The 23,700-nt window shown below is 71.1% G+C and carries 16 protein-coding genes and 1 rRNA gene; 9 read left to right on the top strand and 8 right to left on the bottom strand.

The annotated features are described in order from the left end of the window. Positions 1-168 precede the first annotated feature (168 nt). The 5 genes from ABTY98_RS27140 to ABTY98_RS27120 are packed head-to-tail and all read left to right on the top strand — an operon-like array spanning position 169 to position 8,067. The gene (locus tag ABTY98_RS27140) at positions 169-3,003 is read left to right on the top strand and encodes a nitrate- and nitrite sensing domain-containing protein (protein WP_352223609.1); all 2,835 of its coding nucleotides are present in this window, start codon (positions 169-171) and stop codon (positions 3,001-3,003) included. Beyond that, positions 3,000-3,434, top strand: a complete 435-nt coding sequence (locus ABTY98_RS27135) for a roadblock/LC7 domain-containing protein (RefSeq protein ID WP_352223608.1) — start codon at positions 3,000-3,002, stop codon at positions 3,432-3,434. The genes ABTY98_RS27140 and ABTY98_RS27135 overlap by 4 nt, the downstream gene beginning before the upstream one ends. Before the next feature lie 9 nt (positions 3,435-3,443). Next, positions 3,444-3,839, top strand: coding sequence for a DUF742 domain-containing protein (locus ABTY98_RS27130; RefSeq protein WP_352223607.1), 396 nt, complete (start codon positions 3,444-3,446; stop codon positions 3,837-3,839). A 24-nt stretch (positions 3,840-3,863) separates the two neighbouring features. Further along, positions 3,864-7,481, top strand: a complete 3,618-nt coding sequence (locus tag ABTY98_RS27125) for a hydantoinase B/oxoprolinase family protein (protein ID WP_352223606.1) — start codon at positions 3,864-3,866, stop codon at positions 7,479-7,481. Next, positions 7,462-8,067, top strand: a complete 606-nt coding sequence (locus ABTY98_RS27120; RefSeq protein ID WP_352223605.1) for a GTP-binding protein — start codon at positions 7,462-7,464, stop codon at positions 8,065-8,067. Before ABTY98_RS27125 ends, ABTY98_RS27120 begins: the two co-directional genes overlap by 20 nt. A gap of 62 nt (positions 8,068-8,129) precedes the next feature. Here ABTY98_RS27120 and glpK read toward each other — a convergent pair whose 3' ends face one another. The 5 genes from glpK to ABTY98_RS27095 form a co-directional block, all read right to left on the bottom strand. Beyond that, entirely contained in the window at positions 8,130-9,647 is a 1,518-nt protein-coding gene (glpK, locus tag ABTY98_RS27115) for a glycerol kinase GlpK (protein WP_352223604.1), read from the bottom strand. 53 nt (positions 9,648-9,700) lie between these two features. Next, the gene (locus tag ABTY98_RS27110; protein WP_352223603.1) at positions 9,701-10,438 is read right to left on the bottom strand and encodes an MIP/aquaporin family protein; all 738 of its coding nucleotides are present in this window, start codon (positions 10,436-10,438) and stop codon (positions 9,701-9,703) included. A 307-nt stretch (positions 10,439-10,745) separates the two neighbouring features. Then, positions 10,746-12,389, bottom strand: a complete 1,644-nt coding sequence (locus tag ABTY98_RS27105) for an EAL domain-containing protein (RefSeq protein ID WP_352223602.1) — start codon at positions 12,387-12,389, stop codon at positions 10,746-10,748. 112 nt (positions 12,390-12,501) lie between these two features. Beyond that, a complete protein-coding gene (locus ABTY98_RS27100; RefSeq protein WP_352223734.1) occupies positions 12,502-13,692 on the bottom strand; it encodes a lipid-transfer protein in 1,191 nt (396 codons plus the stop codon). Then, positions 13,689-14,135 carry a Zn-ribbon domain-containing OB-fold protein gene (locus tag ABTY98_RS27095; protein WP_352223601.1) on the bottom strand — a complete coding sequence of 149 codons (447 nt, stop codon included), beginning with the start codon at positions 14,133-14,135 and terminating at the stop codon, positions 13,689-13,691. Before ABTY98_RS27095 ends, ABTY98_RS27100 begins: the two co-directional genes overlap by 4 nt. A gap of 185 nt (positions 14,136-14,320) precedes the next feature. Here ABTY98_RS27095 and ABTY98_RS27090 point away from each other — a divergent pair, with 185 nt between their 5' ends. Further along, positions 14,321-14,854, top strand: coding sequence for an NUDIX domain-containing protein (locus tag ABTY98_RS27090; RefSeq protein ID WP_352223600.1), 534 nt, complete (start codon positions 14,321-14,323; stop codon positions 14,852-14,854). 10 nt (positions 14,855-14,864) lie between these two features. Here the strand turns inward: ABTY98_RS27090 and ABTY98_RS27085 are convergent, their stop codons facing one another. After that, positions 14,865-17,225 (bottom strand): glycoside hydrolase family 31 protein, encoded by a 2,361-nt coding sequence (locus ABTY98_RS27085; RefSeq protein ID WP_352223599.1) that lies wholly within the window; start codon positions 17,223-17,225, stop codon positions 14,865-14,867. Positions 17,226-17,437: 212 nt separating this feature from the next. Between ABTY98_RS27085 and ABTY98_RS27080 the strand changes: the two genes are divergently transcribed. Together ABTY98_RS27080 and ABTY98_RS27075 are read left to right on the top strand one after the other, a co-directional pair. Next, entirely contained in the window at positions 17,438-19,405 is a 1,968-nt protein-coding gene (locus ABTY98_RS27080) for an acetoacetate--CoA ligase (protein ID WP_352223598.1), read from the top strand. Between the two features lie 455 nt (positions 19,406-19,860). Further along, on the top strand, positions 19,861-20,751 hold the full coding sequence (locus ABTY98_RS27075) for a DUF8829 domain-containing protein (RefSeq protein ID WP_352223597.1): 891 nt from the start codon (positions 19,861-19,863) through the stop codon (positions 20,749-20,751). A 69-nt stretch (positions 20,752-20,820) separates the two neighbouring features. Here ABTY98_RS27075 and ptsP read toward each other — a convergent pair whose 3' ends face one another. Beyond that, entirely contained in the window at positions 20,821-22,491 is a 1,671-nt protein-coding gene (gene ptsP / locus ABTY98_RS27070; RefSeq protein ID WP_352223733.1) for a phosphoenolpyruvate--protein phosphotransferase, read from the bottom strand. A gap of 96 nt (positions 22,492-22,587) precedes the next feature. Then, positions 22,588-23,037 carry a PTS sugar transporter subunit IIA gene (locus ABTY98_RS27065; RefSeq protein WP_352223596.1) on the bottom strand — a complete coding sequence of 150 codons (450 nt, stop codon included), beginning with the start codon at positions 23,035-23,037 and terminating at the stop codon, positions 22,588-22,590. 571 nt (positions 23,038-23,608) lie between these two features. On the opposite strand from ABTY98_RS27065, the gene ABTY98_RS27060 reads away from it, so the two are divergent. Beyond that, positions 23,609-23,700: ribosomal RNA gene (locus tag ABTY98_RS27060) — 16S ribosomal RNA — on the top strand; the annotation flags it as partial.

Below are 23,700 nucleotides of genomic sequence, written 5' to 3'. Positions count from 1 at the left end.
CCGCAATGGCCGGACATCTCTCCCCGTCCGTTCCCATGTCTCGGCACTCAGGCGGAAGTTCATCGTCCGGACACGTCTTCGAGTTATCCATGTGGCGGTAGTAGGCTCGCGCCGTTTGTTGACGTACATGTGTGCCCCCGCCCGGCGGGGGTCGAGCTGGGGGAGGCCATGCGCTTTCGCGGGAAGTCGATCCGCCGGAAGATCGTGGCGCTGCTTCTCGTGCCGCTGGTGTCCCTGACGGCCGTCTGGGGTTTCGCGGCCGTGCTCACGGGGCGCGAGGTCAACCAGCTGTTCCAGGTGTCGAACACCGTCGAGGACATCGGCTACCCCACCGAGGACACCGCCCGGGTCCTCCAGCAGGAACGCCGGCAGACCCTCGTCTATCTCGCCGACCCGCGCGCCGCGGACGCGCTCGCCGCCCTGCACCGCACACGCGCCGCCACCGACAGCGCCGTCGCCGATCTCCGGAAGAACGCCGGGAGGCAGAGCGTCCGCGACGGCTTGGACACCGACGACGGCGAGCGCCTCACCGCCGTGCTCGACGCGTTCGAGGGCATCGACGCCCTGCGCCGCAGCGTCGAGCAGGGCACCGTCAGCCGCACCCAGGCCCTCGACCTCTACAACCGCGTCGTCGAACCCTGCTACACGCTGCTCGCCTCTCTCCACGGGATCGACGACGTCGAGTTGGACCAGCAGGCCCAGGCCCTCGTCAACATCGCCCGCGCCCGCGAACTCCTCTCCCGCGAGGACGCCCTGCTGGGCTCCGCCCTCGTGGTCGGGAAGATCTCCCGCGACGAGACCCGCGAGATCTCCGGCCTCGTCGCCCAGCGCACCCTCCTGTACGACGTCAGCCTGCCGCTGCTGCCGTCGTCGGAACGCGACCGCTTCGACCGCTTCTGGAAGAACGCCACGACCGCCCCGCTGCGGACCGCGGAGCAGTCCGTGATCGACGCCGGATCCGGTGTGCCGAACGACGTCAGCGCCAAGAGCTGGGACACCGCCGCCGGCACTGTGCTCGACGAACTGCGCACCCTCGACGACCAGGTCGGCGACCGCTACCAGGACCGCGTCCGGCCCGCCGCCGTCACCGTGATCGTCCAGGCGGCCGTCGTCGGTGTCCTCGGCCTCGTCGCCGTGCTCTTCTCGCTGGTCGTGTCGGTCCGGGTCGGCCGAGGCCTCATCCGCGATCTGCGGCTGCTGCGCCAGGAGGCGCACGAGGCCTCCGGGGTCCGGCTGCCGAGCGTGATGCGCCGGCTGTCCGCGGGCGAACAGGTCGACGTGGAGACCGAGGTACCGCGCCTGGAGTACGACAAGAACGAGATCGGCGAGGTCGGCCAGGCCCTCAACACCCTGCAGCGCGCCGCCGTCGAGGCCGCCGTCAAGCAGGCCGAACTGCGCTCCGGTGTCTCCGAGGTCTTCGTCAACCTCGCCCGCCGCAGCCAGGTACTGCTGCACAAGCAGCTCACCCTGCTCGACACCATGGAGCGCAGGACCGAGGACACCGACGAACTCGCCGACCTCTTCCGCCTCGACCACCTCACCACCCGGATGCGCCGGCACGCCGAGGGCCTGGTGATCCTCTCCGGTGCCGCCCCCTCGCGGCAGTGGCGCCGCCCCGTCCAGCTGATGGACGTGGTGCGTGCCGCCGTGGCCGAGGTCGAGGACTACGAGCGCATCGAGGTTCGCCGGCTGCCCCGCGTCGCCGTCACCGGCCCCGCCGTCGCCGACCTCACCCACCTCGTGGCCGAACTCCTCGAGAACTCGACGGTGTTCTCGCCGCCGCACACCGCCGTCCAGGTCCTCGGCGAACGCGTCGCCAACGGCTTCACCCTGGAGATCCACGACCGGGGCCTCGGCATGGCGGCCGAGGCACTCCTCGACGCCAACCTGCGGCTCGCCGAGACCCCGGAGTTCGAGCTCTCCGACACCGACAGGCTGGGCCTGTTCGTGGTCAGCCGCCTCGCCCAGCGCCAGAACGTCCGCGTCTCGCTCCAGCCCTCCCCCTACGGAGGCACCACCGCCGTCGTCTTCATCCCCGACGTACTGCTGACCGACGACGTCCCCGACACCAACGGCATCGGTTTCCGCCTCGACCGCGACCGGCCCGCCACGAAGGCCGAACCCGAGGAGCGCCGCGCCACCTCCCTGACCCAGGTGCCGGCGCAGCGACCCGGGCTGTCGGCCGCGCTCCTGGGCGGACCGGTCGAGCTGGAGGCACCCGTCGACCTGGACGCGCTGGACGACTTCCCGGGCGCCCTCGCCGAAGAGGACAGCGAGCGCGGCGGTCTGTTCCGACCCCGCCGCTCCCTCGCCCACCCCGACGACGACACCGCGCCCGTCGTGAGCGAGCTGCATCAGCCGGCCCCCGAGACCACGGACGGCTTCCGCGACGAGCGTCCCAGCGGCCCCCTGCCGCTGCCCGGACGACGTACGCCCAAGCTGGTCAGCTCCCACGGCAGGCCCGTCACCGAACAACGCTCCCGCCGCGCCGAGCCGGACGACCGGGACCCTGCGGGCACGGGCCGGCCCGAACCGGGTGGACTCGCCCCCCTGCCCTCCCGCCGCCGCACCGAGCCGTCCCCGCAGCGCGCCGTCGGCCCGGCCGACCGCGGCGAGGAACGCCCGGCACCCCCGGTCGGCGGCCCGGACGACCCCTCCGAGCCCCCCGGCCTGCCCCGGCGCACCCGCCGCTCCGCGATCACTTCCGGCAGCGGCACCGACGACTCCGTCCCGCCCCTCGGCAGCACACCCCCGGAGGCCGCATCCGGCGCCCGGCCGCTGCCCAGGCGGGTACGGCAGGCCAACCTGGCCCCACAGCTGCGACAGGACCCCGCCCCACCCGCCGGGCACGAGACAGAACCCGTCGAGCGCGACGCCGACGAGGTCCGCAGCCGTATGGCCTCGCTCCAGCGCGGCTGGCAGCGCGGCCGGGCGGAGAACACCGCGGGCGACGGGTCCCGAAACGGCACAGCACAAGGAACGACTAAGGGGGACGGTCGATGACCGATCCGAAGGCGACCGGCCGCACGGCGACGAACAAGGGCGAGCTCAACTGGCTCCTGGACGACCTGGTGGACCGGGTCGCCAGCATCCGCAAGGCCGTCGTGCTCTCCGGCGACGGCCTGGCCACCGGTGTCTCCAAGGACCTCACCAGAGAGGACGGCGAGCACCTGGCCGCCGTGGCCTCCGGCTTCCACAGCCTCGCCAAGGGCGTCGGCCGTCACTTCGAGGCGGGCAGCGTCCGGCAGACCGTCGTCGAGCTCGACGACGCCTTCCTGTTCGTCACCGCCGCCGGCGACGGCAGCTGCCTCGCCGTTCTCTCCGACGCCGACTCCGACGTCGGCCAGGTCGCTTACGAGATGACACTCCTGGTCAAGCGGGTCGGCGCACATCTGGCCGCCGCACCACGCACCGATCTGCCCTCGGGCGGGTAGTGGGATGACATGAGCGGAGACGGTCAGGGAAGAAGCCACTGGTTCGACGACGAGGCCGGACCGGTCGTCCGTCCGTACGCCATGACGCGGGGCCGCACCACCAGTGCGGCCCAGCACCGCCTCGATCTGATCGCGGTGGTCGTCACGGAGCCCGACGCGGACGACCCGGAGGACGACGGGACGCTGTCCCCGGAGCACGTGGACATCGTCGAGCTCTGCCGTGACACCCCGCAGTCGGTCGCCGAGCTGGCTTCCGGACTCGATCTGCCCGTCGGAGTGGTCCGGGTCCTCATCGGCGACCTCGTCGACGGGGAACTCGTCCATGTCAACCGGCCGGTCCCCCCGGCCGAGCTGGTCGACGAGAGTATTCTGCGCGACGTGATCAACGGCCTCCGGGCGCTGTGACCGGCGCGGAAGCGGAGTAGTGACGTGACAGGCTGGCAGTTCTGGGTCGACCGCGGCGGAACGTTCACCGACGTCGTCGCTCGGCGCCCGGACGGCCGGCTGCTCACCCACAAACTGCTCTCCGACAACCCCGCGCGATACGCCGACGCCGCGGTGGCAGGCGTGCGCGAGCTGCTCGACGGCTCCGGCGACCAGGTCGACGCCGTCCGCATGGGCACCACGGTCGCCACCAACGCGCTGCTGGAACGCAAGGGCGAGCGCACCCTTCTCGTCATCACGCGCGGCTTCGGCGACGCCCTGCGCATCGCCTACCAGAACCGCCCCCGCATCTTCGCCCGCCGCATCGAGCTGCCCGAGCTGCTGTACGAACGGGTCGTCGAGGCCGACGAGCGCATCGCCGCCGACGGCACCGTCCTGCGCGCCCCCGACCTGGACGCCTTGGCCGGCCCGCTCCAGGAGGCGTACGACGACGGGATCCGGGCCGTCGCCGTCGTCTGTATGCACAGCCATCTCCACCCCGCCCACGAGCAGGCGATCGGCGAGCTGGCCGCCTGCACCGGCTTCTCGCAGATCTCGCTGTCCAGCGAGGTCAGCCCGCTGATGAAGCTCGTCCCGCGCGGTGACACCGCCGTCGTCGACGCCTACCTGTCGCCCGTACTGAGCCGCTACGTCCGCCATGTCGCCGACGAACTCGAAGGCGTACGGCTGATGTTCATGCAGTCCAACGGTGGGCTCGCCGAGGCCGGGCAGTTCCGCGGCAAGGACGCCGTCCTCTCCGGACCGGCCGGAGGGATCGTCGGCATGGCCCGGATGTCGCAGCTCGCCGGCTTCGACCGGGTCATCGGCTTCGACATGGGCGGTACCTCCACCGACGTCTCCCACTTCGCGGGCGAGTACGAACGGGTCTTCACCACCCAGATCGCGGGCGTCAGACTGCGCGCCCCCATGCTGGACATCCACACCGTCGCAGCGGGCGGCGGCTCGGTGCTGCATTTCGACGGCTCCCGCTACCGGGTCGGGCCCGACTCGGCAGGCGCCGACCCCGGCCCGGCCTGCTACCGGGGCGGCGGCCCGCTCGCGGTGACCGACGCCAACATCATGCTCGGCCGGATCCAGGCCGCCCACTTCCCCCCTGTGTTCGGACCCGGCGGCGACCAGCCCCTCGACGCCGACCTCGTCCGCGACCGCTTCACCGGCCTCGCGCGGGAGATCCGCGAACAGACCGGCGACGACCGCACCCCGGAACAGGTCGCCGAGGGCTACCTGAACATCGCCGTGGCCAACATCGCCAACGCCGTGAAGCGGATCTCCGTCCAGAAGGGCCACGACGTCACCCGCTACGCCCTCACCACCTTCGGCGGGGCCGGCGGACAGCACGCGTGCATGGTCGCCGACTCGCTCGGCATCCGGACCGTCCTGGTTCCGCCCATGGCGGGTGTCCTGTCCGCGCTCGGCATCGGCCTCGCCGACACCACCGCCATGCGCGAACAGTCCGTCGAGGCTCCCCTGGAGCCCGCCGCCATGCCCGGCGTCCGCAAGACCGCCGACGACCTGGAGGCCGCGGCCCGCGCCGAACTCCTCGCCGAGGACGTCCCCGAGGACCGCATCGAAGTCACCCGCCGCGCCCAGCTCCGCTACGACGGCACCGACACCACCCTCACCGTCGAACTCACCGAGCCCGACGCGATGAAACACGCCTTCGAAGAACGTCATCGCGCCACGTACTCCTTCACACTCGACCGCCCGGTCGTCGTCGAAGCCCTCTCCGTGGAAGCCACCGGCATCACCCCACCCCCTGATCTCTCCGCCCTCGCCCCGTACGAAGGCCGTCCCGCCGCCCCGGAAACCGTCCGGCTCCACACCGGCGGCGCCTGGCGCGACGTACCCCTCCACCGCCGTGAGGACCTGCCTCCCGGCGAATCGGTCACCGGCCCGGCGATCATCACCGAGGCCAGCGCCACGACCGTCGTCGACGACGGCTGGCGGGCCGCGGCGACCGACCACGGGCATCTGGTCATGGAACGCGCGACGGTTACGCAGAGTTCCGATCTCGACACAAAGACAGATCCGGTTCTGCTTGAGGTCTTCAACAACCTCTTCGTGTCGATCGCCGAACAGATGGGCGCCCGGCTGGAGTCGACGGCACAGTCCGTCAACATCAAGGAACGCCTGGACTTCTCCTGCGCCCTGTTCGACCCGGACGGGAACCTGGTGGCCAACGCCCCGCACATCCCCGTCCACCTCGGCTCCATGGGCACCAGCGTCAAAGAGGTCATCCGCCGCCGCGGCACCTCGATGCGCCCCGGCGACACCTACGCCGTCAACGACCCGTACCACGGCGGCACGCATCTGCCCGACGTCACCGTGATCACCCCGGTCTTCGGCACGCAGGGTGACCGGATCCTCTTCTACGTCGCCTCCCGCGGCCACCACGCCGAGATCGGTGGCATCGCCCCCGGCTCGATGCCCGCCGACAGCCGCACCATCGACGAGGAGGGCGTCCTCTTCGACAACTGGCTCCTCGCCGAGAACGGCCGGTTCCGCGAGGCCGAGACCCGCCGGCTGCTCGCCGAGGCCCGCTACCCCTCCCGCAACATCCGCACCAACCTCGCCGACCTGCGTGCCCAGATCGCCGCCAACCGCAAGGGCGTCGACGAAGTCGGCCGCATGATCGAGGAGTTCGGCCTCGACGTCGTCCAGGCCTATATGCGCCACGTCCAGGACAACGCGGAGGAAGCGGTCCGCCGCGTCATCGACGCGCTGGACGACGGCGAGTACGCCTACGAGACCGACTCCGGCGCAGTCATCCGCGTACGCGTGCGCGTGGACCGCGACAACCGGCGCGCGACCATCGACTTCGCGGGCACCTCGGCGCAGCTGGACACCAACTTCAACGCACCGTTCTCCGTGGTCAACGCCGCTGTGCTGTACGTCTTCCGTACCCTGGTCGCCGACGACATCCCGCTCAACGACGGCTGCCTGCGCCCCCTGGACATCGTCGTACCGCCCGGTTCGATGCTCGCCCCCGAGCCGCCGGCCGCCGTCGTCGCGGGCAACGTCGAGACCTCCCAGGCCATCACCGGCGCCCTCTACGCGGCGCTCGGCGTGCAGGCCGAGGGCTCAGGCACCATGAACAACGTCACCTTCGGCAACGAGCGCCACCAGTACTACGAGACCGTCGCCTCCGGATCCGGAGCCGGCGACGGCTTCCCCGGCGCGAGCGTCGTACAGACCCATATGACCAACTCCCGGCTCACCGATCCGGAAGTCCTGGAGTGGCGACTGCCCGTCCGCCTCGACGAGTTCGGCGTACGGCGGGGCAGTGGCGGCACGGGCCGCTGGCACGGCGGGGACGGCGCGGTGCGCCGCATCCGCTTCCTCGAACCCATGACCGTCTCCACCCTGTCCCAGCACCGCCGCGTCCCGCCGTACGGCATGGCGGGCGGCGCGCCCGGCGCGCTCGGCGTCAACCGGGTGGAGCGGGCCGACGGCACGGTCACCGAACTCGGCGGCAGCGACAGCGCGGACGTCGGCGCCGACGACGTACTAGTCATCGAGACCCCAGGCGGCGGCGGATACGGACGGCCGTCACCCGACCCCCATCAAGCAGGAGAAGAGATCGATGATCTTCGGGCGATCTGAGCGTGGCAAGCCCCCGGTCGAGCCCGTCACGCTCAAGATCCTCGTGGCCGGCGGCTTCGGCGTGGGCAAGACGACCCTGGTCGGCGCGGTGAGCGAGATCAGGCCGCTGCGCACCGAGGAGGTGCTCACCGAGGCCGGGCGACCGGTCGACGACACCAGCGGCGTCGAGGGCAAACACACCACCACCGTCGCCATGGACTTCGGCCGCATCACCCTGCGCGAGGACCTGGTGCTGTACCTGTTCGGCACACCGGGGCAGGAGCGGTTCTGGTTCATGTGGGACGAGCTGTCCGAGGGCGCACTGGGCGCTGTCGTGCTCGCCGACACGCGCCGGCTGGAGGACTGCTTCGCCGCCGTCGACTACTTCGAGCGGCGCTCCATACCGTTCCTCGTCGGCGTCAACTGCTTCGAGGGCGCGGACCGTTACCCGGCCGAAGACATCCGCAAGGCCCTCGACCTCGACCCGGACATACCGGTCCTGCTGTGCGACGCCCGGGACCGCGAGTCGGTCAAGGAGGTGCTCATCGGCGTCGTCCAGCACGCGATGGCATACGCGGCGGGCCACCGCCAGACCGTCACCACCTGACGCGCCGGCACGGCCCGTACCCCCGCCGACCGGGGTACGGGCCGTGGTCCCGGGGCGGACGGCTACTCGCCGTCCTCCAGCCAGCCGAAGCTCTTCTCCACCGCCTTGCGCCAGTTCGCGTACTCCCTGTCGCGCACCGACGCCTCCATGGCGGGCGTCCACTCCACGTCCTTCTGCCAGTGCGACTTGAGTTCGTCGAGGTCGTTCCACACGCCGGTCGCGAGGCCGGCCGCGTAGGCGGCGCCCAGGCAGGTCGTCTCGGAGACCCGGGGCCGGATCACCGGAACCCCGAGGACGTCGGCCTGGTGTTGCATCAGGAGGTTGTTCTTGGTCATGCCGCCGTCCACCTTCAGGGTCGTGATCTGCACCCCGGAGTCCTGGTACATGGCGTCCACGACCTCCCGCGTCTGCCAGCTGGTCGCCTCGAGGACCGCGCGGGCGAGATGTGCCTTCGTGACGTAGCGGGTGAGCCCGGTGACGACCCCGCGCGCGTCCGAGCGCCAATAGGGCGCGAACAGGCCGGAGAAGGCGGGCACGATGTAGGCGCCGCCGTTGTCGTCGACGCTCGCGGCGAGCGTCTCGATCTCGTCGGCGGTGCGGATGATGCCGAGCTGGTCCCGGAACCACTGGACCAGCGCGCCCGTTATGGCGATCGACCCCTCCAGGCAGTACACCGGCGCCTCACCGCCGATCTTGTAGCCCATCGTCGTCAACAGCCCGCTCTTGGACGGCACCGGCCGGTCGCCGGTGTTGAGCAGCAGGAAACTGCCCGTCCCGTAGGTGTTCTTCGCCGTCCCGACGTCGTAGCAGGCCTGCCCGAAGACCGCCGCCTGCTGGTCGCCCAGCGCGGAGGCCACCGGCACACCGGCGAGCTGGCCGACGGCGGTGCCGTACACCTCGGCGGAGGACCGGATCTCGGGCAGGATCGCCACGGGGACGTTCATCGCGGACAGGATGGAGGTGTCCCACTGGAGGCTCTCCAGGTTCATCAGCATGGTGCGCCCGGCGTTGGTGACGTCGGTGACGTGCCGGCCGCCGTCCGTACCGCCGGTGAGGTTCCAGATCAGCCAGGAGTCGATGGTCCCGAAGGCGATCTCACCGCGTTCGGCCCGGTCCCGGAGCCCGGGCACGTTGTCCAGCAGCCAGGCCGCCTTGGGCCCGGAAAAGTAGCTGGCCAGAGGCAGTCCGGTCTGTTCGCGGAACCGGTCCTGGCCGTCGCTGCCGCCGAGTTCGTTGCACAGGGCCGCGGTACGGGTGTCCTGCCAGACGATCGCGTTGTGTACGGGCTTGCCGGTGGCGCGGTCCCACAGGACCGTCGTCTCACGCTGGTTGGTGATGCCGAGCGCGCTCAACTGGTCGGCGCGCAGCCCCGCGTTGGCGAGCGCCCCGGCGACCACGGCCTGCACCTTGGACCAGATCTCGGTGGCGTCGTGCTCCACCCAGCCCGGCTTGGGGAAGATCTGGCGGTGCTCGCGCTGGTCGACGGCGACGACGGCGCCGCCGTGGTCGAAGATGATGCAGCGGCTCGATGTGGTGCCCTGGTCGATTGCGGCGACGTACTTCTCGGCGGTGTCCGGCATGGCTGCCCCTTGGTCGCTGGGTCGGAAGGCTGCGTGGGATCGGAAGGCCGCGTTCAGAAGGCCACGTTGTAGATGAGGCCCGCGAGCGCTCCTCCGACCAGGGGGCCGACGACCGGGATCCAGGCGTAGCCCCAGTCGGAGGTGCCCTTGTTGGGGATCGGCAGGAAGGTGTGCACGATCCGGGGGCCGAGGTCGCGCGCCGGGTTGATGGCATAGCCCGTAGGGCCGCCCAGGGACAGTCCGATACCGACGACGAGCAGCGAGACGATCAGCACGGTGGTGCCGGACTCGCCGAGGCCCTTGGTCAGTCCGAACGCGAGGATGGGCAGGACCAGCGCGATCGTCGCGATGATCTCGGTGATCAGGTTCGCGACCGGGTTCCGGATCTCCGGGATGGTGGAGAAGATGCCGAGGGTCGGCGTCGGTTCCTCCGCCGTGTCCTCGTCGGGCGCATTGGCCTGGAACTGCGCGAGATAGACCAGATACGTCAGAACGGCGCCGAGGATCGCGCCGACGAACTGGCCGAGCAGATAGACCCAGACCTTGCCCCACTCGCCGGTCTCGATGGCGATGCCGATGGTGACGGCTGGATTGAGCTGGCCGCCGGAGAGGGGAGCGGCGGTGTAGGCGCCGGCGAGGACGCCGAATCCCCAGCCGAACGCGATCACCACCCACCCCGCCGCTCTCGCCTTGGAGTGTCTGAGAGTGACCGCGGCACAGACGCCCGCGCCGAACAGGATCAGGATGGCCGTGCCGATGACTTCGCCGACGAATATGTCTCCGTTGCTCATGGCGGCTCCTAGGGCGCTGGCCGGAGGATCGACCCCGGCGCTGTGAGCAGGAACGGTTCCCTTGGCGACGTCAGCCGAAGGCAGGGAAGGTCCCGCGCCCCGCCCGGCGTCCGTGACGAGCGTGCCGTAGCAGCCGAATCGCCCCTGGGGGAACAGGCCTCAGGACAGGAGTGGCCCATGGCGCAGTGCCTGATTACGCCGAGAATGTACGGCGATGTCGACCGACACCGGAAGTTTTCACCGGCACTCAGGGAGCGTCAAGGTCGCCGACGGCAACGATGACAGGCAACTCGCCGGGAAACAGCTTTCACGGCTCCACCGTCGCGTAGCCCGCCTGGGCCGGACACGCGCCCGAGCCGCGCCGGATCTCGTGCCCGGGCAGTCCCGCCCGACCCAGCACCCAACTCGCCCCGGGCAGCGCCTTGGCCGTCTTCTTCAGCGGCGCGAGACACGCGGCCGCCTCCCGGTGGTCGGCGACGCTGCCGGGGACGCACACGACGGTGGCCAGGGACAGCGTGACGGGACGGCCGCCCGCGGACCAGGGCGCGTCGAGCACGTCGGTCACCAGCCGGTCCAGCCCCTCCTCGTCGGCGAGCACGAGGAAGTCGTCCCCGCCGATGTGCCCCACACGCGCCTGGCCGGCCACGGCCTGCTGCAGTGCCTGTCCCACCGCACGGATCAACTCGTCGCCGGCGGCGAACCCGGCGCCGTCGTTCACCTGCTTGAAGTGGTCGATGTCCAGCCAGCTGAGGGCGAAGACGCGGCCTTCCGCGATCCACCGGTCCGCCTCGCCCGTGATCGCGTCCGAACCGGGCAGCCGGGTCAGCGGATTGAGCCCGGCAGCCTCCTCGACGCGTGTCTCGGCAAGGGCGCGTACGAGGTCGGCGAGGCGAACGACGCCCACGCAGCGCCCGAGCCGGTCGACGACCGCCACATCGTCCGAGGTGCGGTCCCGGCCGCCGACGGCCACCACGTCCAGCACCTCCCAGGCGGTCGCGTCGACGCCGACCGTGCGGGGTGCGTCGCCGAGCTTGAAGGCCGGGCGGTCGGCGTACAGGGAGTGTCCGTAGCGGCCGGACATCGACAGCAGGAAGCGGGAGCGGTGCACCGAGCGGACCGGGGCGCCTGTGTGGTCCACCAGGAGGACGCCGGAGACGTCCGGGGAGCCGGTCAGCAGGGCCCGTACCTGCAACGCGGACGCGGTGACCGGCAGCAGCGCGGCGGGCCGGATGTACTCCCGCACGGACGGCCCGGAGCGCGGCGGGGGCGCGGCGGCGGCCGAGCGCGGCGGAACGTACACCTCCGCCACCGGGATCCGGGCCGGGGGCGCGAACAGCTCGCCCTGGCCCAGCTGGGCCCCGGCCGACAGTGCGGCCGCGTGCTGGAGCTCGGTCTCCACGCCCTCGACGGCCAGCAGGGCGCCCAGTTCCTCGCACAGGGTCCGCATCGCCCGCACCGCGGCCGGCCGGCCGAGCAGCGAGGCGTCCAGCTTGATCAGGTCGGGGGACAGGTCGGTGAGCAGCCGCAGCGGCACGTCCCCGTCGCCGATGCCGTCGGCGCTGATCCGGAAGCCCTGGTCGCGTAGCGTCGCCACGGCCTCCAGCAGGGCCCGGTGCGGTACGTGCGTGTACGGCGGGACGATGTCCAGGGTCACCTCCCAGGGCATCCGCCCGGCTTCGCGGATGGCCCCGGGCAGCGGGCCGATGCCGCCCAGGTCGGCGAGCGTGGCCGCGAACACGTTGATGTGCAGCGGTAGCAGCGCCTCATGGCGGGCCGCCGCACGGAGAGCCAACACGGCCAGTCTGCCGTCGAGTTCGGCGTTTCGGCGGGCTTCGGCGAGGATGTCACCGGACTCGGGGCGGGCCAGGATCTCCAGTGCGGCGATCCCACCGGTCGTCAGATTGACCACCGGCTGGAAGGCGAAACGGAGAGCATCCGTCCAGGAGCGCACGGGAGCATGATGACGTCATCGGCGGACGCCCAGGGGCAGTTCATAAGACGTTCACGCATCATTCCGGGGTGGTCACGCACGGTGTGCGGCCCCTGCTGTCACACTCGTCCCGTCAGCGCACCGCTATCACGGACGAGCCGTGCCCGAAAAGCCCCTGGTTGGCCGTGATCCCCACGCGCGCGTGTGCCACCTGCCGGTCGCCCGCAGCCTCTCTCAACTGCCAGGTCAGCTCGCAGACCTGGGCGATCGCCTGGGCCGGTACCGCCTCCCCGAAGGAGGCGAGCCCACCGCTGGTGTTGACGGGTATCCGGCCGCCCGGAGCCGTCGCTCCCTCGCGCAGCAGCTTCGCCGCCTCGCCCTCGGCACACAGCCCCAGATCCTCGTACCACTGCAACTCCAGCGCGGTGGAAAGGTCGTACACCTCCGCGAGGGAGAGCTCCTCGGGGCCGACGCCCGCCTCCTCGTAGGCGGCCCGCGCGATCGACGCCCGGAAGGGCTCCGCCGGGGGCTCGACCGCCGCCGCGGAGTCCGTGGCGATGTCCGGCAGGTCCAGCACCGTGCTCGGATAGCGCGGTGTGACCGTGGACACCGCGCGGATCCGCACCGGCCGGGCCACCCCGTGCCGGCGCGCGAACTGAAGGCTGGACAGCACCAGAGCGGCCCCGCCGTCGGAGGTCGCGCAGATGTCCAGCAGCCGCAGCGGATCGGCGACCGTCTGGGAGGCGGCGACCTGCTCGGCGGTGACCCGCGTGCGGTAGCGGGCGTACGGATTGAGCGCGCCCAGGGCCGCGTTCTTCACCTTGACCAGCGCGAAGTCCTCCGGGGTGTCCCCGAACACCGCCATCCGCCGGCGCGCGTACAGCCCGAAGTACGTGGGATTCGTCGCGCCCAGCAGCCGGAAGCGCAGCCAGTCGGGATCGTCGGGGCGGTCTCCTCCGGCGGGCCGGAAGAAGCCCTTGGGGGCCGCGTCCGCGCCCACCACGAGCACCACGTCCGCGAGCCCCGCCAGGATCTGCGCCCGCGCCGCGGCGACCGCCTGCGCCCCGGACGCGCACGCCGCGTACACGCTTGCCACGCACGCCCCCTGCCAGCCCAGCGCCCTGGCGAAGGTCGCGCCCGCGACATAGCCGGGATACCCGCCACGCACCGTGTCCGCGCCCACGACCGAGCCGATGTCCCGCCATTGGAGCCCCGCGTCCTCAAGGGCCGCGCGGGCTGCCACCGTCCCGTACTCGACGAAGCTGCGCCCCCACTTGCCCCAGGGGTGCATGCCCACGCCGAGCACCGCCACGTCCGCCGTCACGCCGTCACCCCCGTCGGCCTCCAGTGCCAGGTCGTCCATGCCGTCTCCGCGTCCTCGCTCAGCACACCGGGGACGACCTCGACCTCCATGCCCACCGCCAGATCGGCGACGGTGATCCCGGGAACCGCCTGTCCCAGCACCACCATCCGCTCGGACTCCAGCTCCACAGCGATCAACGCGTACGGTTCCCAGAGAAGTTCCGGATCGCTCACATAGGGTGACGGCGGCCGGTATCCGCTGTCGGTGTACGACCAGATCCGCCCGCGCCGAGAGAGCGGAATCTCTTCCAGATCGCCGCCCGCGCACCCGGGATTGCGGCAGTGGATGTCCTCGCGCGGGAAGAAGACCGAGGCGCAGGCCGCACAACGGGTGCCCAGGAGCCGGAACGCGTCCCCCTCGCCGGTGAACCAGCCCTCGACCGCCGGCGTGCGTGTACGCGACATAACTCCTCCAGGGCAAGGTATCTGACGGCACGTCAGAAGTGTGCCACGGGTCGCCGCAATTGGGCAGGCTGAGCCCGGGCCGCATCCCGCTGTCCGATTCCTGGCCGCGGGCGTCTGTTCACTTGCGGAACGAGGCGTTCCCTTGACCGTAAGACGTCACTCTCGTGATCGGATAAAGTCCGCGCGTGTCCGAAAATCAGCACCCCATTGCCAACTCCGCTCCGGACTCGCACTGTTCGAGCTGCGGAGCGCCCTACGGAGCAGGAGTCTCCGGCTGGCCGCGCACCTGCCCGGCCTGCGCCCACACCGCCTACCGCAACCCGCTGCCGGTGGCGATCGCCCTCCAGCCCGTGTACGACACGAAGGGCACCGCCCTGGTCGTCGTCACCCGGACCGTCGCCCCCGCGCGCGGAGGAACGGCGCTGCCCGGCGGCTACGTCGACGACCGCGAGGACTGGCGGCACGCCGTCGTGCGTGAACTCAAGGAGGAAACCGGCATCGACGCGGCCGCGCGGGACGTACGGCTCGTCGACGCCATGAGCGCACCCGACGGGCACCTGCTGCTGTTCGGACTCCTCCCGGAACGCCCGGTCGAAGGACTCCCGCCGTCCCGTGGGACGGACGAGACGGAGGGCTGGCATCTGCTGCGCAGGCCCGAGGAGCTCGCCTTCCCACTGCACAGCGTGGCCGTACGCGCGTGGTTCGAGGGCCGCTACTGAGCCCCCCGGCTCACCCCAGCCCCCTGACGCGCACGGGGCGGGACGGCTCGCTCGTGCTTTTCTCCCCCTCCCGTCCGACCACGACCCGGCGGCCCTCCCAGCGGGCGACGTAACGCTCGATCTCCGGCTCGTCCCAGCCGTCGCCCGCGTCCGGCACCACCAGCCCGCCCCCGGTCCGTCCCCGGGCGGGCGCCCACACCTCCAGCCGCACACCGCCGTCCTCGTCCCGCACGGGGAGGACGGCACCCGCGCGCGCGAGCACCGGGATCCGTGACAGCGGGGCGTCGATGAGCACCTGCCCAGGCCCCTCGTAAGCCCGCTCCGTCACCGTGTCGTACCAGCGCCCCCGGGGCAGCTGCACCGCACGCCGGTCGGCGCCCGGATCCAGCACCGGAGCCACCAGCAGACCGTCGCCCAGGAGGAACGCGTCCTCGCAGTCGCGCAGGGCACGGTCCTCCGGCGCACTCCACCACAGGGGCCGCACATAGGGCGCGCCGGTCCGCCGGGCCAGGTGCGCCAGCGTCGTGAAGTACGGCAGCAGGCGTCGCCGTTCGAGGAGCGCCACGCGCGCGTGCTCCAGTACCTCGGCCCCGAACTCCCACGGCTCCCTGCGCCCCGCCCGCATGCTCGCGTGCGTACGGAACAACGGCAGATAGGCGCCCAGCTGGAACCAGCGCAGAAACAGCTCCGGTGACGGGCTCCCGTCGAAACCGCCCACATCCGGCCCGGAGTACGGCACCCCGCACAACCCGAGCCCCAGTACCAGCGACAGGGACGCGCGCAGCCCCGGCCAGCCGGTCGCGACGTCACCGGACCACGCGCCCCCGTAACGCTGCATACCGGCCCAGCCGGAGCGGGAGAACAGGAACGGCCGCTCCTTGGGCGCCAGTTCGCGCAGCCCCTCGTAGGCAGCCCGCGCCATACAGAGCGCGTAGACGTTGTGCGCCTCCCGGTGGTCGCCGCCGCGCCCCTCAAGGGCGTGCCGCGACGCGCGAGGCAGCGTGGACTCGCCGAAGGCGTTGAAGGACGTCGGCTCGTTCATGTCGTGCCAGAACCCGGCGAAGCCCAGCGCGAGCCGCTCCTCGTACAGCTCGCCCCACCACTTGCGCACGCGCGCGTGCGTGAAGTCGGGATAGACCGCCTCGCCGGGCCACACCACGCCCTCCACCAACCGCCCCGACGGATCCCGCACAAAGGCGTCCACCTCCGTCCCGCTGTCGTAGACCGCGTTGCCCGGCGCCGCCTTCACCGCCGGGTCCACGATCGACACCAGCCGGACCCCGTCCCGCCGCAGCTCCTCGGCCAGCGTCGGCAGCTTCGGGAAGTGCTCGTGGTCGACGGTGAACACCTGATGCGCGTCGTAGTGGTCGATGTCCAGATGGACGGCGTCCAGCGGCAGACCGCGCTCCTGGTAACCGGCGACGATCCGCCGAACCTCCTGCTCGCTGCCGAGCCCCCAGCGCGCGTGGTGATGACCCAGCGCCCACGCCGGCGGCAGCGCGGGCGCGCCCGTGAGCGAGGCCCATGTGTGCAGTACGCGCGCGGGCGTGCCCACCATCACCCAGCAGCGCAGCGGCCCGCCGTCCATCCGTAGCTCGCACCGCCCGGTCCGGTCATGGCCGGAACCCGCACCCTCCTCGCCCTCCCGGAGGGTCACCGTGCCGTCCCACGAGGTGTCGTGGAACACCAGATGCGCGGCCGCGTCCGCCACCACCAGCTGCACCGGCATGGTGACGTACAGCGGATCGTCACCGGGCCCGAAGGCACGGCCGGGGTCGGTGTTCCACAGCCGGTACGTGCCGTCGCGCAGCCGCGGCCCCGAGGCACGCCCGCCGAGACCGAAGAACCGCGCGTCCGCGGCGACCTCCGACCGCTGCACCCAGCGAGCCGGACCCCCGTCCACCGGCTCCCACCAGCGGGGCGGCAGATCCCGCCGCAGCATCACGCCTCCGGGCGTGCACACCTCCACCGCGCCGTGCCGCGAGACACTCACCGTCACCCGCTCCGCCACAACCCGCCAGCCGCCGTCCGTGTCCGGTTCGAGGACCGCCCGCGGATCAGGTTCGGGACAGCGCCCCGCGAGCGCGTACGACGGCTCGGGACCGGCCCCGTCCCAGCCCCAGAAGACCGCCCCGTTCACGGCGACCATGATGCGCAGCTCCGACCGGCTGAAGCGGATCACACCGCCTCCCGGCCCCGGCTCCGCCTCCCGAACCGGACCCGGCACCCGGGCGCGCTCGGCCCCCCGCGCGGGCAGCCCGGCGGCGTCGATCCGCCTCCTGCGCCACGCCGCCCGTACGGTACGCAACCCCTGAGCCGCCTTCATCGAACCGACCACTCTCACCGAACGCACCAGGTCACGACCGTCCATGCTGCTCACCCTGCCACTCAGCGCTCCACACGCGCGGGCCGTTCAACTGCCGTTCACCCGTGCCGGGACCACATCTTCACGACAGGGACTATGTGGAGCGCACCCTGGTGCAGAAGTCGATCACATGGCATCGTCCCTGTCAGCCGCGTACGCGCACACCCCAGCCCGTGCGCGTCCGACGCACACCAGCGCAGAAGCCCGGGAGCCGCCCCATGTCGACCGCGAACCCCCAGCCGCTCTGGCAACCCGATCCGCGACGGATCGCCCAGGCACGCATCACCAGGTTCCAGTCCTGGGCAGCGGAACACCACGGAGCCCCCGCCGAGGGCGGATACCCGGCACTGCACCGCTGGTCCGTCGACCAGCTGGACACCTTCTGGAAAGCCGTCACGGAGTGGTTCGACGTCCGGTTCACGACGCCCTACGCGCGCGTGCTCGGCGACCGCGCGATGCCAGGCGCCGAATGGTTCCCCGGGGCGAGGCTGAACTACGCCGAGCACGCCCTGCGCGCCGCCACCGGCCGCGCGGACGAACCCGCACTCCTGTACGTCGACGAGACCCACGAACCCCTCCCGGTCACCTGGGCCGAGCTGCGCCGCCAGGTGGGCTCCCTGGCCGCCGAACTCCGCGCCCTCGGGGTCCGCCCCGGCGACCGCGTCAGCGGCTATCTCCCGAACATCCCGCAGGCCGTGGTCGCCCTCCTTTCCACCGCCGCCGTGGGCGCTGTGTGGACCTCCTGCGCCCCCGACTTCGGCGCCCGCAGCGTCCTGGACCGCTTCCAGCAGGTCGAACCCGTCGTCCTGTTCACCGTCGACGGCTACCGCTACGGCGGCAAGGAACACGACCGCCGCGAGATCGTCGCCGAACTCCGCCGCGAACTGCCCACCCTGCGCGCCGTCGTCCACATCCCGCTGCTCGGCACCCCGGCCCCCGAAGGCGCCCTGGAGTGGTCGGCGCTGACCTCCGCCGACACCGAGCCCGAATTCGAACAGGTCCCCTTCGACCATCCCCTGTGGGTGCTGTACTCCTCCGGCACCACGGGCCTGCCCAAGGCCATCGTCCAGTCCCAGGGCGGTATCCTGGTCGAACACCTCAAACAGCTCGGCCTGCACTGCGACCTGGGCCCCGAGGACCGTTTCTTCTGGTACACCTCGACCGGCTGGATGATGTGGAACTTCCTCGTCTCCGGCCTCCTGACGGGCACCACGATCGTTCTGTACGACGGCAGCCCCGGCTACCCCGACACCGGCGCCCAGTGGCGCGTCGCCGAGCGCACCGGGGCCACCCTCTACGGCACCTCCGCCGCCTATGTGATGGCCTGCCGCAAGGCGGGTGTGCATCCCTCCAGCGACTACGACCTCTCCCGCGTGCAGTGCGTGGCCACCACCGGCTCGCCGCTGCCCCCCGACGGCTTCCGCTGGCTGCACGACGAGGTCCGCGACGACCTCTGGATCGCCTCTGTCAGCGGCGGCACCGACGTGTGCTCCTGCTTCGCGGGCGCCGTACCCACCCTGCCGGTCTACACCGGCGAACTGCAGGCACCCGGCCTCGGGACCGATCTCCAGGCCTGGGACCCGAACGGCGACCCCGTCGTCGACGAGGTCGGTGAACTGGTCGTCGCCAACCCCATGCCCTCGATGCCGATCCGCTTCTGGAACGACCCCGACGGCAGCCGCTACCACGACAGCTACTTCGACATGTACCCCGGCGTCTGGCGGCACGGCGACTGGATCACCCTCACCTCCCGCGGCTCGGTGATCATCCACGGCCGCTCCGACTCCACGCTCAACCGCCAGGGCGTACGGATGGGCTCGGCCGACATCTACGAGGTCGTCGAGCGCCTCCCCGAGATCAGGGAATCCCTGGTCATCGGCATCGAACAGCCCGACGGCGGCTACTGGATGCCCCTGTTCGTCCACCTGGCCCCGGGCGCCGTCCTCGACGAGACCCTGCTGAACCGGGTCAAGCAGGCCATCCGCGAACAGCTCTCGCCGCGCCATGTCCCCGACGAGATCATCGAGGTCCCCGGCGTCCCGCACACCCTCACCGGCAAGCGCATCGAGGTTCCCGTCAAGCGCCTCCTCCAGGGCGCGCCCCTGGAGAAGGCCGTCAACCCCGGCTCCATCGACAACCTCGACCTGCTGAGCTTCTACGAGGACCTGGCCCGCAAGCGCGCCTGACCCTCCCACCCACAGGTGGCCTCGGACTCGCCCAGCACGGCGGCGAAGTCCGAGGCCAGCCCCGCTTCGGCCGGCTTCAGCCCAGCGGTCGAGATCCACCCAGGTCCACAGCCGACTCGTCCCGGACGGGCACCCACAGATTCATCCCGCGCACCCCATGCACTCAACGCCACCATCTCTTGGGAAGTCTCCGTCGCCCTGGCTCCGGACACCGCCCTGGGCACCTACCTCGGAGTCCACGGACGCGCCCAGTCCGCCGAGGGCGGCATCGGGCCACTCGCCGTCACCGCCGCCATCACCACCGGGCCCGCTCGGCCGGACCGCGTTCGGCGCCATCACCGCCCTGACCTGCGGAATTCAGCACCGCCTGGTCCGTGACCGGCTTCCGCAACCCCCACTGTCAGTCGCACCGGTTACGGTGAGTGAGCATTGATCGAGTACTCACAGGGGGAAACATGGCGCACACCGACCACCGGACCATGCGACGCGTCCTGCGCCGCGAAATCGCCGGCACCATCGGCCTGCTGACGGACGAACACGACTTCCGCGCCATGCGGCGCTACCGCACCTTCACCTTCGAGGACCACCCGACCTACCTGCGGCAGATCGAAGCCCTCCTGAGGACCCGCGCCGCAGAAGGCACCCACACCACACTCGCCCTCTTCGACCCCGAGGAGTACACCGAGTTCTGCACGGACACCGGACTCGACCCGGACAGCCCCGCCAGCCGCACCCGCTTCACCGCCGAACTCGCGGCCATCGGCGCCACCATCCCCTACGACGGCCGACCTCTCACCGACCTCGTCCCCGACCTGGTCGACGAAGCGGTACGTCAGGCCACCTGGGAGTACGCCAGCACCCTCCTGGCCCGCCTCGGCCCCTGCCACACCTGCGGCGAGGACATCGGGCGTGCCGCCTTCACCCGCGCATCCCGCCTCCTCACCCGCATCCTCGACACCGCCCCACCAGGCGACCGGCACCTCGTATGCAGCGTCTCCGGACCACCCGAAACCCTCATCACCGTCCTCCACGCCGACCAGGACAGCGAGGGCACCACCCGCCTGGACGAAGCCGAAGTCCTCGAATTCACCAGCGTCCTGGCCCTCGGCCTCGCCACCCGCAGCCCCGGCGGACTCGTCATGCGCACCAGTGCCCCCGGCACCCCCGACCGCATCTACGGCTGGCGACTGCGCGGCGACAGCCTCGCCCCCCTCACAGCGGCCGAGGTCTTCGACGCCTACTGCACCGACGTCGAGTCCGGCGACCTCATCTCCCCGGAATCCGACGTCGACTACTGCGCCCCGCCCGACCTGGGCGACCAGGAGACGCCGGGCCACCACCACTGAAACGCACCTGGGGCGCCCCACCCGCAGGTGGAGCGCCCCAGAAGGACAGCCGCTCACGGCCTCGCCCGGCTACTCGCCGGACAGCACCGCCTGAGCCGCCGCGCGGGCCTCGTCCGCGCTGTCGGCGGCACGTGCCGCGGAAGCGGCCCGTTCGCACTGGGCCAGCGTGTACTTGGCCAGCGTCGACCGGACATAGGGGATCGACGCCGCACCCATGGAGAGGGAGGTGACACCCAGACCCGTCAGCACACACGCCAGCAGCGGATCGGACGCGGCCTCGCCGCAGACACCACAGCTCTTGCCCTCGGCCTTCGCCGCCTCCGCGGACAGCGCGACCAGGTCGAGCAGCGCGGGCTGCCACGGGTCCTGCAGCCGGGACACCGCACCGACCTGACGGTCAGCGGCGAACGTGTACTGCGCCAGGTCGTTCGTGCCCAGCGACAGGAACTCGACCTCCTGGAGGATCGAGCGCGCCCGCAGCGCGGCCGACGGAATCTCCACCATCGCGCCGAACTTGGCCCGCAGCCCCGCCGCACGGCAGGCGTCCGCGAACGCCTTGGCGTCCGTACGGTCCGCCACCATGGGCGCCATGACCTCGAGGTAGACGGGCAGTCCCTCGGCCGCCGTCGCCAGCGCGGTCAGCTGCGTGCGCAGCACCTCGGGGTGGTCCAGGAGCGTCCGCAGACCGCGCACGCCCAGCGCCGGGTTGGGCTCATCCGCCGGGGTCAGGAAGTCCAGCGGCTTGTCCGCACCCGCGTCCAGCACCCGCACGACGACCCGGCCCTCCGGGAACGCCTCCAGTACCTGACGATAGGCCTCGACCTGCTTCTCCTCGGACGGCGCGTTCTTGCTGTCGTCCAGGAACAGAAACTCGGTACGGAACAGACCAACACCCTCCGCACCGGCCTCAACGGCGGCCGGCACATCCGCGGGCCCGCCCACGTTGGCCAACAGCGGCACCTTGTGCCCGTCCGCGGTGACACCCGGGCCGGTCGAGGCGGTCAGCGCGGCCTTGCGCTCGGCGGCCGCGGCCTCCAGCTCGGCCTTCTTCTCCGCACTCGGGTTCACGAAGATGTCGCCGGTGCTGCCGTCGACGGCGATCATCGTGCCCTCGACGAGCTCACCCGCGCCCGGCAGCGCCACGACGGCGGGCACCCCGAGCGCCCGCGCCAGGATCGCGCTGTGACTCGTCGGGCCGCCCTCCTCGGTCACGAAACCGAGCACCAGAGTCGGGTCGAGCAGCGCGGTGTCCGCCGGAGCCAGATCCCGCGCGACCAGCACATACGGCTCGTCGCTGTCCGGGACACCCGGCATCGGAACCCCCAGCAGCCTGGCGACGATACGATTCCGCACGTCGTCCAGGTCGGCCACGCGGCCGGCCAGGTACTCGCCGGCTCCGGCCAGCAGTTCGCGGTACGCGGCGAACGCGTCGTAGACGGCACGCTCCGCGGTGCTGCCGACGGCGATCCGGCGCTCCACGTCGGCCATCAGCTCCGGGTCCTGGGCCATCATGGCCTGCGCCTCAAGCACCGCCTGGGCCTCACCGCCCGCCAGGTTGCCGCGCGCCATCAGGTCGGCGGCCACAGCCTCCACGGCCTGCCGGGCACGCCCCGGCTCCCGCTCCGCCTCTTCCGCCGGGATCTGCTTGGCAGGCGGCTCCAGTACCGCCGTTCCCATGTGCCGAACCTCGCCGATCGCCACCCCGTGGCTCACGCCGACGCCTCGCAGCGTTGTCTCCATCTCACCCGTCTCCGATAGTGCGGCGGGTCCCGCCGCCGCGATGGTTGTCGTGGTCACCGTCCTCTCTGTCATACGACGGAGAGGACGGCGGGGTCGTCAGTTCCAGACGAAGAGGCTGTCGCCGGCCTTCACGTCACCGGCGTCACGGACGTCGGAAAGGGAGTCGGCCGTGGCCTCCAGGGCCACGACGGGGCAGACCGGGGACTTGCCTGCGGCCTCGACCTCGGCCGGGTTCCAGCGGATGACGCCCTGGCCGCGGGTCACGGTGTCGCCCTTGTTGACGAGCAGTTCGAAGCCCTGGCCGTTGAGCTGCACCGTGTCGATACCGAGGTGGGTGAGCACGCCGTGGCCGTTCTCGTCGACGACGACGAACGCGTGCGGGTGCAGGGAGACGATGACGCCGTCCACGGGCGCCACGACCTCGGAAGGCTCACGCGCGGGGTCGATCGCTGTGCCCGGGCCGACCATGGCCCCGGAGAAGACCGGATCCGGCACGGCGGCCAGTCCGATGGCACGTCCGGCCAGAGGGGACGTCACGGTGGTCATGGGAAGCCTCCCGGAGATGGAGCTGCTTACGGGCCGTCACTGCCTGTTCCGGACGGCGCTGAGCAGCAGCGTATGTCATATGAAGTGGCGGTTCCGCATGGAAGCTACCAGCTAGTGGTCTAGACCACCAGCCTAATGGATTTGCGCGCCCTTCGAGGCTCCGTGTACAGTCGTACCCCTGCTTGAGACCAGGCGGCGCGGTAAAGCGCTCCTGCTCGGCAGCACCCAAATTTGTCAGATCCTTAACTCGGGATCGTCTTCCGCATGTCTGCGGGAGGGTGGTCAGAGGGCCGGAAAAACACTGATAGAGTTTGGAACACCGAAGGGAAGCCCGGAGGAAAGCCCGAGAGGGTGAGTACAAAGGAAGCGACCGTTCCTTGAGAACTCAACAGCGTGCCAAAAGTCAACGCCAGATATGTTGATACCCCGTCTCCGGTCATCATGATCGGGACGTGGTTCCTTTGAAGAAAAACACAGCGAGGACGCTGTGAACCACTGGGTTATTCCTCCGGTGGTTCCGCTCTCGTGCGTGTTCGTCCCGCGCTTTTAAATAAGCACTGTCGGGAAAACATTCACGGAGAGTTTGATCCTGGCTCAGGACGAACGCTGGCGGCGTGCTTAACACATGCAAGTCGAACGATGAACCACTTCGGTGGGGATTAG

The organism is Streptomyces sp. NPDC096040, from assembly GCF_040303265.1.
Classification (GTDB): Bacteria; Actinomycetota; Actinomycetes; order Streptomycetales; family Streptomycetaceae; genus Streptomyces.
Note: the sequence above shows the minus strand (reverse complement) of the source record. Positions and strands in the feature narration are given on the sequence as shown.